This is a genomic window from Sphingobacterium sp. UBA7625, from assembly GCF_002484085.1.
GTDB lineage: Bacteria > Bacteroidota > Bacteroidia > Sphingobacteriales > Sphingobacteriaceae > Sphingobacterium > Sphingobacterium athyrii.
The window spans coordinates 35,185-47,999 of record NZ_DLJD01000005.1; the positions used below are offsets into that span (position 1 = coordinate 35,185).

The 12,815-nt window shown below is 44.3% G+C and carries 10 protein-coding genes; 5 read left to right on the forward strand and 5 right to left on the reverse strand.

From position 1 onward, the window contains the following. Positions 1–143: 143 nt before the first annotated feature. The 3 genes from B4G94_RS02315 to B4G94_RS02325 are packed head-to-tail and all read left to right on the forward strand — an operon-like array spanning position 144 to position 3,082. Entirely contained in the window at positions 144–818 is a 675-nt protein-coding gene (locus tag B4G94_RS02315; RefSeq protein WP_286856898.1) for a PIG-L deacetylase family protein, read from the forward strand. Continuing rightward, a complete protein-coding gene (locus B4G94_RS02320; protein ID WP_286856899.1) occupies positions 815–1,957 on the forward strand; it encodes a glycosyltransferase family 4 protein in 1,143 nt (380 codons plus the stop codon). The genes B4G94_RS02315 and B4G94_RS02320 overlap by 4 nt, the downstream gene beginning before the upstream one ends. Before the next feature lie 12 nt (positions 1,958–1,969). Then, complete coding sequence (locus tag B4G94_RS02325; protein WP_286856902.1) at positions 1,970–3,082, forward strand: glycoside hydrolase 100 family protein; 1,113 nt, start codon at positions 1,970–1,972, stop codon at positions 3,080–3,082. A gap of 146 nt (positions 3,083–3,228) precedes the next feature. Here the strand turns inward: B4G94_RS02325 and B4G94_RS02330 are convergent, their stop codons facing one another. The 5 genes from B4G94_RS02330 to B4G94_RS02350 all read right to left on the reverse strand — a co-directional run bounded on the left by B4G94_RS02330 (position 3,229) and on the right by B4G94_RS02350 (position 10,612). Then, a complete protein-coding gene (locus tag B4G94_RS02330) occupies positions 3,229–4,011 on the reverse strand; it encodes a phosphatase PAP2 family protein (protein ID WP_286856904.1) in 783 nt (260 codons plus the stop codon). A 45-nt stretch (positions 4,012–4,056) separates the two neighbouring features. After that, positions 4,057–5,220 (reverse strand): efflux RND transporter periplasmic adaptor subunit, encoded by a 1,164-nt coding sequence (locus B4G94_RS02335; protein WP_286856907.1) that lies wholly within the window; start codon positions 5,218–5,220, stop codon positions 4,057–4,059. Positions 5,221–5,222: 2 nt separating this feature from the next. Further along, the gene (locus B4G94_RS02340) at positions 5,223–9,566 is read right to left on the reverse strand and encodes a CusA/CzcA family heavy metal efflux RND transporter (RefSeq protein WP_286856909.1); all 4,344 of its coding nucleotides are present in this window, start codon (positions 9,564–9,566) and stop codon (positions 5,223–5,225) included. Positions 9,567–9,731: 165 nt separating this feature from the next. Next, on the reverse strand, positions 9,732–10,127 hold the full coding sequence (locus tag B4G94_RS02345) for a hypothetical protein (RefSeq protein WP_286856912.1): 396 nt from the start codon (positions 10,125–10,127) through the stop codon (positions 9,732–9,734). 134 nt (positions 10,128–10,261) lie between these two features. Then, positions 10,262–10,612, reverse strand: coding sequence for a winged helix-turn-helix transcriptional regulator (locus B4G94_RS02350; RefSeq protein WP_286856915.1), 351 nt, complete (start codon positions 10,610–10,612; stop codon positions 10,262–10,264). Between the two features lie 221 nt (positions 10,613–10,833). Between B4G94_RS02350 and B4G94_RS02355 the strand changes: the two genes are divergently transcribed. Together B4G94_RS02355 and B4G94_RS02360 are read left to right on the forward strand one after the other, a co-directional pair. Continuing rightward, positions 10,834–11,631: a DNA alkylation repair protein gene (locus tag B4G94_RS02355; protein WP_286856916.1), complete on the forward strand. Its 798-nt coding sequence runs from the start codon at positions 10,834–10,836 to the stop codon at positions 11,629–11,631. A 270-nt stretch (positions 11,632–11,901) separates the two neighbouring features. Then, a complete protein-coding gene (locus B4G94_RS02360) occupies positions 11,902–12,765 on the forward strand; it encodes an AraC family transcriptional regulator (protein ID WP_286856918.1) in 864 nt (287 codons plus the stop codon). Positions 12,766–12,815 lie beyond the last annotated feature (50 nt).

The following is a 12,815-nucleotide window of genomic DNA, read 5'->3' on the forward strand; positions in this document are numbered from 1 at the left end:
GAAGCAACAATCTAGTTGTTGTTATCTCTTGTCCAAGATATCGTTGTATGACCATAACGTCTATACCCGTTAATAATCATATAATGTTTTTGTAATTAGAGTTGCTTATACGGGCATTGACAGAAAATTAAAAGATAAAGGAGATGAAAAATGTTGTCCCGCCCATCGTTGCCGATACAGTTTCGGCAAAGAAAAAAATAGCTGTGATCGTAGCGCACCCCGACGATGAGACCCTCTGGGCGGGGGGGACTATTCTTGGTCACCTGGATTGGCAGGTGTATGTGATCACTGTGTGTCGCGGCGATGATCCTGATCGGGCCTCAAAATTCAATGCTGCACTTAGGGTGCTACGCGCAGAAGGGGCAATGGGCTGTCTGGACGATGGGGTCCGACAGATACCATTGCGCGAATCCGTAATTCAACATACCATTCTCGCGTTGTTGCCGCCTATTACGTATGATCTGGTAATTACCCATAACCCTTCGGGCGAATATACCTACCATCGACGGCATGTAGAAGTCAGCGAAGCTGTCATCAAACTCTGGAAAAAGCGTAAAATAAAAAGCAAGGAACTCTGGACATTTGCCTATCACGATGGGAATCGTCAATTTTATCCGCGACCTCATAAAACTGCCCCGATAAAAAATCAGCTCGACCTCGCCATTTATGATATTAAGTATGAGATTATGAATAGGGTATACGGTTATCCAAAAGAGGGCTGGGAGGTGGTCACAACGCCGAGCACAGAGGCCTTTTGGTCCTTTACTGATACCGGTAAAGCTATGGCCTGGCTGTCCGGGGGAGGGGTATTGGCATGAGGGTGTTATTATTATATGATTATCCGCCCTCACCGGGTGGCTTGTCCACACAGGGGGATTTACTTTATAGGGGCTTGCTCGCCATTGGTGTTGATGTCCATGCGGCACATTGGCAGTCGGATCAGGAGAAGGAATGGTACTATGACTGGTTCAGGCCCGATGTCGTTGTCGGTATTGGATATTGGGGACATGTTCCCTCCATCGTTGTGCATCCAAAACTTTTTGGGCAACGGGCTGTACCCTGGCTTGTCGCCGACGGATATATCGCCAATTACAGAGATACACTCAACCAGTTGCCACTTATCCTAGTCACCTCCAATTGGGTAAAGCAAATGTATGTAAGAGATGGCATTGCAGGGGAAAAGATCGAGGTACTTCCTGTGGGTTGTCATACGGATTCCTTTGTTCCCCACGCAAGTAACGACCCCAAGATCCTTGCGGTGCGGCAACAATTGGGGGTGTCTCCGGACGAGATTATGTTGCTGACCGTTGGTGGGGATGCGGCTTCAAAAGGATCAAATGAAGTCATGCAGGCACTGGCCCTAATCGACAAAGATGTGCCGCCCTGGAAGTATGTATGTAAAGTCTGGCCACAACCGCGCACTTCTTTTCAAAATCAATATGATCACGATCTCGCCGAAAGGCTTGGCATCAGTAAAAAAGTAATTTATGCCACCAATATAATATCACGGGATTTTATGCCTTATCTGATCGGCGCTTGCGATATCTATGCCGCACCTTCCAGACTGGAAGGCTTTGGTATGCCACAGGTAGAGGCTGGTGCATGTGGTAAGCCGGTAATTGGTATCCGCGCCATGGGTATGCTCGATACACTGATACATGGTGAGACTGCTCTACTGGCAGGTGTGGCCAAGGAGATTGTCGTCGACAAAGTCACTTTGGGTACCGAATCCGGGTATGAAGATAATCATGTGATCCAGTTTGACGTACCTCGTACGGTAGACTATAGAGCAGATGTCAGCGATATTGCAGATTGTTTACTGACTTTGATGCGAGATACTTCACTTCGTACGGCAATGGGCGCAGCAGGACGGAAAAGGGTCGAAGAGCGGTTTGACTACAGGGAGGTAGCCCGGCGCTTTGTTAAAATAATGGAACAATATTTCAGGTTCAACTAAATTGAACAGCAGATGCTTACAGAAAACCAACTTGAAGCGATAGATTCCGCAAAGATAGCGGCTGAGGGCGTGTTGTTAAATAATAGCAATGGACCATTTTATCATCTCCCACGCACTGCTGCCTGGGGGTACCCGGAGCCCTACAGCCGGGATCTTTTATTCTCGGTCCTTGGTATTGCCAGCACCCACAACATACAGCTTTATGATAGCATCAAAAGTGTGTTGGAAGTTTTGGCAATCACTCAAACCGCACATGGCCATATCCCGTCCATCGTGTACGATCCTAATAATTTAGGTGCCAGCGATACAACACCGCTGTTTCTTATGGCGGTGGGTATATATCGTAAAATGACCGGAAATTCAAATTTTCTTCAACTGGCTGTTAACAAATCGCTGCGGTGGATGATGTACCAGAGTCCCACGGATGACGGAATGGTCGCCCAGCAGCCTACCAGTGACTGGCGCGATGAACAGTGGGTGCTGGGGTACGGACTATATGTCAATGCCATATACCACAGTGCGCTCCAGCTGTTAGGCTATCAGGAGCGTGCAGATAGACTCGCCAAAGCTGTAAATACCCTGTTTGCAGGACAATATCCGTATTATGCCTTATGGACATTTAAATTATACCATAGCGACAGGTTCGATCTGCTGGGTAACAGCCTTGCAATAATTGGAGGAATAGCATCTGCAAAAAAAGCAGATACAATCATAGACTGGGTCGAATCCTCCTGTCAACTCATGCGGAAGGAAGGGATCTTGGCAGTGGACCTTCCGCCCAACTTTTTTCCATTTATTTATCCGGAAGATCGCGAATGGCATGAGCGGTACAGGCAGTTTAATCAGCCCGGTGATTATCACAACGGTGGGGTATGGCCATTTATTTGTGGCTTTTATATTGCAGCGCTTGTGAAAGCACAACGATTTGACCTCGCTGAGGCAAAGCTTTTGGCGCTTACCACTCTTATCACCAAGGCTGTGGATCATCAATTGGAATACGGATTTAACGAATGGCTCAAAAGTCAGGACGGAATACCTTATGGGCAGGACTGGCAAACCTGGAGCGCGGCGCTATACTTATATGCCGCACAATGCGTTCAGACCCGGACTGTGCCATTTCTGTAGTGTTGAGAGGTATCAATTAGACTGATATCAAAATCGTACGGTATTGGGCGATTGTCATTTGCAACATTATTTAACATCAAAAAAGAAGGTGTCCATTTCGACACCTTCTCGCATAGTTTGTGATTTTTACGAAGTTTTCTTATTTATTAAAATGTAAAAACGCAGTTAAAGCCTACCTTATTTGATTGACAATAAGGCATGATGAGCGCCTGCTTGCCCATGCTATTTCCTAACAATTTTGACATTGTGGGAAAGGACCAGTAGGCAATTTCAGTTGACAATATCCCTATGCCCGCACCAGCGACCACGTCGCCGACCCAATGTTTATCGTTGAACGTACGATAGGTACCCGTGAATATTGCAAAAGGATAGCCGAGCAAACTTAACCAGAGATTATTCCCACGATATTCGCGAAACATGAAATGCGCTGTAGCGAAGGCTGTGGCGGTATGACCGGACGGAAACGACAGGTTATTGGAACCATCGGGTCGCTGCTCTTTGACCAGCTGTTTGGTAGGTGTCACAATGGCTGTTGAAATCAGCAGTGAGGTTGCCAAAATTATGCTTCGATCTTTAAAGCCATGTTTACCCTCTAAACCGAAGGCATTTAATCCATAGACTAATGCTCCGGGAATAAACTGCGTATAATTATCAGCTTTAATACGTGAAGGACTATGTTCGCCAATTTCAAAACGCGTGGAATTATTCAGTTCTTTTAATCGGTCGTCGGTGAGGCTAAGCACACCATATCCGATACCTATCGCTGGGATAATCAGTTTTTTGTAACTAGCCTGATAAATTTCATCCACCGAATTTTCCTGAATAAGGTTGTTCCTAAATAGCGTATCTCGATTCGGATTATCGGAACTTCCAAATGCTAAATTCACGAAAAGGGAAAATATTGATGCTATTATGGTTACTATTTTCATCTACTTAAATTTAATATTCAATGATAATATCAGAGGTCATTCCAATTACTCTTCCTCTTCTGCTGTGTTTTTGAGCTGCATCAAAAGGGTATAGGCATTTTTGCTCACGATTTGCTTACCCTGGAAATCCTGAAAGTTCAATACCTTAACCAGTCCTTTTTGAGGCTCCTCTATGGATATCCTCGTCATCCGGTAATTCCTATTTCCTTCGGAGACAAACACAAAGCTTTCGCCTTCAAAGTCCACGATACTTTCTTCAGGGAGGGAATGTCCAAATGTTGCAGTTATTTGAACCTCTGCATTCATATACAGCCCGGGGATCAGGTCCGGATCATATTGATCCAGATGACAGTGAACATCGGCCATACCACTTGGATCAATATCCTTACCGATCAGATGGACCTTTCCATTGTATTTTTTATTGGGGTTAATATTGGAGTAGGCCAATAGGGGCTGTCCGGGACGCATCTGCTCGAGGTCTTTTTCGTAGACCCTGAGGTTGAGATGGATGTTATTCGGATTGATCAGTTCGAAGAGTATATCCGACGGGTTTACATATTTTCCGATATTGACATTGACTTTGCTCACATAGCCATCGATACTACTGTACACAGGTGCACTTTTACGAATATTGCCGGTAGCAATTGTACCGGGCGGGATATTGACAAGCTCAAGCTGTCTGGCAAGTGCATTCATAATGATTTGCTGACTGTTCATCTCAGCTTGGGCCTGCTGCATTACCTTATCACTACTCGCTTGGTTGTGGTTGAGCTCTTTTTGGCGTATGTAGTCAAGCTGGGCAAAGTGTAACCTTGATCGGGCAGCGAGATAGTCCTGTTGGAGCTGTACAAACTGTGGATTTTCTACAATTGCAATTACTTCGCCTTTAGACACTTTCATTCCCGGAAGTAGTTGCGTACGCTTGAGATACCCGCCCAGCGGGATACTTACAGACACCATATTCTGTGGTGGGACATCTATTTTCCCATTCAGTTTTAGGAAGCTTGCAACAGCTTGGTCCGAAAGTGTCACTGTTTCGATTTGAACGTTCCGGAGCTGGGCAGCCGTTAAGGAAACGAGATTTTCATCCTCTTGATTGCTGGCGGCCACTGGTTTGTTTTCCTTATTTCCACGACAGGAAATATTGACACAGAAAATGACTGCCAGTAGACAGATCATATATTGAGATAAAAGATTTTTCGTTTTCATTTTTATTGATTTAGCATGATGTAATGAAGCTGAATGGCACTTTCGTTGAGCTGCCACAACGCATCTGCATAGTTGCTTTTTAGCGAGATTGCCTGATTGACCAAAGTGACAAATTCGAGGTAGTTAATAGCACCGTTGGAAAATTGTCTTTGCGCCGTTATAAAGATCGTATCTGCATTTTTGAGTTCGGATGTCTCATATTGGTCGACAATATCGAAGCAGCTCTTATAGCGATGTGAAAGCTCTTGTTTTCGTCTCTCGAGTGCAAATTCCGCATTATGATATTCATCTTCTGCTATTGCTTCGGCCAGGCGCGATGCCTCCACCCGGGCCTTCTGTCCTTTGGAAAATACAGGTACAGCAAGGCCGATCTGCACGGAATGGAATCTTGGGCTTGCATCGTATGTGTTGTTATCCGGACCTACCCCCTTAAAACTGTTCAGATTATAGCCTAATTGCAGCTGGGGGAGAAGCTTGGATCTTTCAACTGCGGTAGCTTGTCCGGCGACTATTTTTCCTTGTTCCAATACCTTAAGCAAAGGATGGCTTTCTATCGAAGGTGGGTTGAAAACCACTCTCCCGGTTGTGGCAGGAATATACATGATGTCAGTATTCAAAAGCCATTGAAACTGGGATTGAAGCACCTTTATTTCAGCATCTACCTGTCTCAATTGGATTACAATGGCGGTCTTTTGATTTGCGGCTGTAGCACTTTCCAATGCATCACTTTCGCCCGCTTTCTGACGAAGAATAGTTTTATCAAGAAAACTGCCATACAGTGAAAGGGCCTCGTTCAATAGCTCTTTTTTTTGCAACCAATACAAGATATTGTAATAGGTAAGACTGACGGCTTTTTTCAGTTCAAACTCTTTGAGCGTGACATTTAGCTCACTCTTTTTCCACTCTTCGGTGTACCGGGCGCGTAGCTTACGGTAGACAGCCGGGAAAGCAAAACGTTGTACCACGCTGAGCTTAGCGTCTTGGTAGGCGCTATTGATCTGACCGTAATCCAAGCCGATGTCTGTCTGTGGAATATCTGCTGTGGATGTATTGATTAGTGCTTTGGCGTAGGCAGCTCGTAATTTTTCACTTTTCAAACTACGGTTGTTTTGTAGGGCGAGAACAATGGATCGATCCAACGTGACGACAGTCTGAGCACTTGAGTTTTCAATGCTTAGCAAGGCAATGACAAATAATATTGGAGCAATAACCTTCGGTTTTAGCTTAGTACCTTTAAACCCCTTTTCTAGCGCTACATAGAGCAGTGGAAGTACGAACAGCGTTAATAGCGTAGCGATGAGCAGGCCGCCGATGACCACTGTCGCCAGCGGACGCCGTACTTCTGCTCCTGCACCATTACTCAATGCCATCGGAATAAATCCCAAAGAAGCCACTGACGCAGTCATCAAAACGGGGCGTAAACGATTTTCGCCTCCGTCCACCACTATGCGTACGATATTATGTATGCCACTTTTTTGAAGTCTATTGAATTCCGATATCAGTACAATGCCATTCAGGACAGCAACTCCAAATAGCGCAATAAATCCTACACCGGCACTGATACTAAAAGGCATTCCGCGTAGTGCCAACAGAAAGACTCCACCAATAATGGAAAGTGGAATAGCACTGTAGATAAGCAAACTTTCCTTAACTGATTTAAAAGCAAGGAATAGTAGGATAAAGATCAGTGCCAATGCGATAGGAACAGCAATAAATAAGCGTTGTTTGGCATTGTTGAGGTTTTCAAAAGAGCCCCCATATTTGATCGAATAGCCTGCCGGTAGTTTGATCTCTCGATCGATCTTAGCTTGCAGGTCGCGTACGATACTTTGCACATCCCGATCTTTGATGTTAAATCCCACTACAATCCTACGTTGCGCGTTTTCGCGTTGGATCTGATTAGGTCCTTGAACGATCGCTACGCTGGCCAACTGCGAGAGGGGAATCTGATTGCCAGTAGGCGTAGGGATCAGGAGATTGCGGATATCGGTCATATTCTTCCTGTCACTGGCGTCCATACGCACCACCATATCAAAGCGCTTTTCACCTTCAAAAACCAGACCTGTAGGCTGTCCTGCGAAGGCTGTATTGATCGTCCTGTTGACCTCAGCGATGGAAAGATGATGTTGTGCGATCATGGGACGATTGTATTGTATCACGACTTGCGGAAGTCCGGCAATAGGTTCGATATAGAGATTTTGGGTACCTTGGACCGTTTCTATAATTTTGCCTATTTTCTGGGCATGTAGCGCCAGTGAATCCAGATTGTCACCAAATATTTTGAGGACGACATCCTGACGGGCACCTGTCATCAGTTCGTTGAACCGCATTTGTACGGGGTACTGAAAACCGGCTGTAATACCGGGAACATCTTTCAGTGCTTTGCCCATTTTCTCGGCGAGCTCAGGAAATGTGCGCGCTGAGGTCCATTCTTTCTTGTCCTTTAGGATCACCATCATATCTGAGGCTTCCATGGGCATGGGGTCGGTCGGAACCTCACCGCTACCTATTTTAGTCACTACTTTTTCTACCTCTGGAAAACGGCTTTTTAAAATATGGGCGGCCTTCTGGGTACTTTCAATCGTTGTCGTTAGATTACTCCCGGGAAGGACACGTGTATCTACCGCAAAATCTCCTTCCTCCAGTGACGGAATAAATTCGCCTCCCAAACGGCTAAGAATGATGATAGCCAGAATGAAAAATGAAATGACAACTGCAAAAATAATTCTTGGAAGCCGAAGTACTTTGAGCAGTACATGAACATAGATCTTTTCCAGCCTTTTCATCAGCCTGTCCGAAAGGGAAGGCTTGCTACTTCTGGTCCGTAGTAATATTGCGCTCATCATCGGAATATAGGTGAGCGATAGGAGGAACGCTCCCAATAAAGCAAACGCGACCGTTTCGGCCATGGGCTTGAACATCTTGCCTTCGATTCCCTCCAGCGTCAGGATAGGAAGGTACACGACCAGAATGATGATCTGTCCAAATACGGCACTGTTCATCATCCGGCCGGCAGATACGGTAACCATATTGTCCATTTCTGCTGCCGGCACTCTGAGTAGGCTTTTAAATCGCGGCTGTTGCAGGAGCTGATGCATCACGGATTCTACTATGATTACCGCTCCATCAATAATCAACCCAAAATCCAGTGCTCCGAGACTCATCAGGTTGCCACTGACACCAAACAGGTTCATCATGCAGATGGCAAAGAGCATGGCCAAAGGAATGACAGAAGCGACGAGCAGTCCAGCCCGTATATTGCCCAGAAATAGCACCAGTACAAAAACAACAATGAGTGCGCCTTCCAAAAGATTTGTCTGCACGGTATTGATGGCATTGTTGACCATCTTGGTGCGGTCAAGAAATGGCTCTATGATGACTCCTTTGGGTAGTGTTTTTCGAATTTCTTCCACTTTGGCTTTTACATCAGCAATGACCTGGCTGCTATTGGCCCCTTTGAGCATCATCACGATCGCACCGGCAACTTCACCATTGTCGTTATAGGTCATTGCGCCGTATCGCGTTGCATAGCCAGTCTTTACCTCAGCAATGTCGCGGATAAAAATAGGGAGGTCGTTTTGTTTACTTGTGATGGCAATATTTTGGATATCCGCTATGGTGCCGACAAGTCCTTCGCTCCGAATGTAGAGGACTGTCGGTCCCTTTTCAATGTACGCACCACCAGTATTCTGATTATTGGTATTAAGTGCATCAAAGACATCGTTAATTGTAACCCCATAGGCATTTAGCCGGTCAGGATTTACCGCAATCTCATATTGCTTGAGTTTTCCTCCGAAACTACTGACCTCAGCAACTCCCTTGACACCGAGCAGTTGCCGTCTGACAATCCAGTCCTGGATGGTACGCAGCGCTGTCACATTATATTTCCGTTCGTACCCCTGTTGGGGGCGAACGACGTATTGGTAGATTTCGCCGAGACCCGTAGAAATAGGCCCTAGCTGAGGTTGGCCTATGCCCTGTGGAATTTCCTGCTGTACCTGTTGGAGCCGTTCGGCAACCTGCTGCCGGGCCCAATAGATATCAATATTGTCTTCGAACACAATGGTTACAAGGGATAGCCCAAATCGGGAAAAACTCCGGATTTCCTGTAATCCAGCGATATTGCTGTTAACCTGTTCAATCGGAAAGGTAACCAGCCGTTCGATATCTGTCGCTCCAAAAGAGGGCGCAATGGTAATGACCTGCACTTGATTGTTGGTAATATCGGGAACGGCATCAATAGGCAATTTAGTCACCTGGTAAGCACCGACACCGATTAGGGCCAAAATCAATAATGCAACGATGAGTTTGTTCTTGACAGAAAACTCAATGATTTTCGTAAGCATAATAAATAGATTCTGTTAAATCGTAAATCCTTGATGAAGAGATATGCCAGTACAACGATGGAGCAGGGGCGATAAACCAATTAACATAAAGGGAATTGCGCTCGTACCGATAATAAAACGTTGTATAGCGGATTCTTCATCCGAAATAATAAGAAGAGGGTCTGATTAACAGAATTTTGGCGGCTGCCATATTGAATTGAGGAATGTATCATCTACAAACTGATCATTCCGAACTGGTGTATTATCAATTTTTTCAGGTAGGGACCTGTTTTCAATTTCGATCCTGACCATTGGCGGGCATACAAAAACAACACCATAGGATGTCGTGTGCATCATAAAGGGAAGCCGTTGGTCTTCGTCATAATCATCATCATGTGGATGGTTTTGCAGATGATCACCATTGTAGTGTACTTTTAAAAAATCAACTACAGACAGCGCTGGGTTCTTCTCCTTATGCTCAAAATAATGCTCTATCAGCAGCGGAAATCTCAGCAGTTGCGAAATTTCAGTTGCGGACGCGATATAAATCGTCAAAAAGCATATAGCAAGCAATCTTTTCATCCTAAACAAAGTTATTAAAAATAATAATTCATTGCATCGGTACTGTCTGAAGTTTTTTGTTTTTCTTTCGTAGGAGAGAGTTGCTGATGGCAACCACAATTATTACTATTGGTGGGTGTAACAGGGAGGGCGGACTAGAGCAACTCGCCCTTTTCAGCATCCTCCAATAAAAGCTTTCCCCAATCGTTCAATTTCCAAAGCACCGCTACTAATTTTTCGCCCAGTGGTGTAAGTGAATATTCGACACGTGGTGGTAATTCATTAAAGTTCTTTTTACACAAAATTCCGTCCCGCTCCAATTCTTTCAAATGCTGGTTTAAGACACGTCTGTCTACCTTGGCGATACCCCGTAGCATCTCGCTTGGTCTTTTCTCGCCTTCATTGATTCGCCATACAATCGGGATTTTCCATTTTCCGCTGATCGCATTAACGGCAAATTCCAATGGACAGATTTTTTCTTCTATTGCTCTTTCCTCTAATTTCATAAAATTGACTTTTTTATCCCATAGGGATAATTATATGCGGTATTGTGGTTTTGAATTTACTTTCAAAACTTTGCAAAAATATAAAACAATATATGAAAAATTTAAAACAGCAAATTGAAGAACTGAACGAAAACTTGATAAATCAACTACCCACAGAAGTTTTAGCGGTATTCTCTAGATAGATTGGATATTCAGGAATTGATTGAACAAGTGTAAACAACATGAAAAGAAAAGGCGCAAGAAGCACGAAAGATATTCCAAAAGATATTTTGGACCAATTAAACCGTGGAGAAATGGAGACGGTCAACCTCGTGGAATGGCTGGCTGTAGACCAACAACTTTTATTGGAGAATCTACTTGCACAAAATGGAAGATCAGCTTATTTAAGCCCTCTTCGCACAAAAATTGATCAGCTGAACAAACAAACCGTAAATACGGTAAACGAGGCTATCGGGATAGGGCTTTTTGAACAAACGATGCAAAATAATGATAAAGAGTTTTTAGCAATCCTGTCAGATCATCGTGCTGACCTTGTTCGCTGCTGGGCAACATATACCATCGGAAAAAATAAAAATCTGAACCTTTCCGAAACGCTTAAACAGATTCAGCCATTTGCCGCTGATAAACATTTTGGCGTAAGAGAAATCTGTTGGCTGGCCGTGAGGGCCAAAATTGCTGAAAATCTTGATGAAAGCATCAGTCTGCTTTCCGGTTGGACATTAGATCAGGACGAAAATATAAGAAGATTTGCAACAGAGGCAACCCGGCCAAGGGGAGTCTGGTGCGAACATATCGAAATGCTCAAACAACATCCTGAATTAGGCCTGCCCATATTGGAACGGTTAAAATCCGATAAAGCAAAATATGTACAGGATAGTGTGGGGAATTGGTTAAATGATGCAAGTAAAACGCAACCCGCATTTGTTCAGCAACTTTGCAAACGTTGGGAAGAAGAGAGTGATAGTAAAGAAACAAAGTACATCATTAAAAAAGCATTGCGGACAATCAATAAGCAATAGACGATAGGCATTGGTTTTGTCCTCGGCGCGCGGTATATATCGGAGGCGCGCTGAAAGATGCAGATGTAAGTCTCTCGATCACGTACAAGGTAGTGGCCATCGGATTGCTCGTGGCAGCACTTTCGCTGCTGTTGGTGAAGGTAAAGAACAATACAAACAAAATAAAATAGATGAAAAGAAATTAGGATTGTACGCTCCGAGATACCAAAAGAGCTATATTTGTGGTGGTTGGTAGCCAAAAATAACGAAAGAATATCGTTAAAAGTCAGGATGAAAAGAAACAACAAACATATTCCCATAAATAATTTAACCGATAATCCCCAAGTGGGGATACTGGTAAAAAGAAGGAAATTTCAAAAGGATCTTCCTGATGACAGTGAACATATAGCGCATCGGCATGACGAGCACCTCTTTTTGGTCATTGAATCAGGCGAAATACAGCTTGAATTGGATTTCCAGCAGTATACACTCAGACAAAACACTGTCGCCTATATCCACCCCAGCCAGGTGCATCGGATTTTGGACCTTCAGCACTCGTCATTCGCAATTATCGGCATTTCGAGCGTACATATCAAGGATGAATATTTCAATATCCTGGAACAGCTTTTTTTACCGGCCAAACCGATTTTTGTCTCGGGAGAGCATGCCAAAATATTGTCAGGTACTGTTAAGCTGTGTGAAAATATATACAACAGTACGGTAGATAGAGCCTATAGTTCCTTATTATCCGATTATCTAAATGCTTTTATTGGTCTATATGTATCCCAATACTTGCGGAATGTACAAAGTTCGGAGAAGTCAAACCGATACCAGATCGTCACCAAAGCATTTCGGGAACTGTTGGAGAAACATTTTTCGAACATGAAAAAGCCGGGAGAATATGCCAATATTTTGAATATCTCCCCATCGTATCTGCGCGAGTGTGTCCGGACAGCAACCGGAATGTCTGTGACGGACCATATCCAGAACAGGATTATATTGGAAGCCAAACGGCTGCTTTGCCATTCGAAGAAAACGATCAAGGAAATTGCCATTTACCTCGGTTACGATGACCATTCTTATTTTTCAAGGCTTTTCAAAAAGGCAGTAGGCATCACGGCTCATGAATTTAGGAACGAAAACCACCTTTTCTGATCGATCGGCCTGATTTTCTGACAATAACACGCGTGATGTATAAACACTTC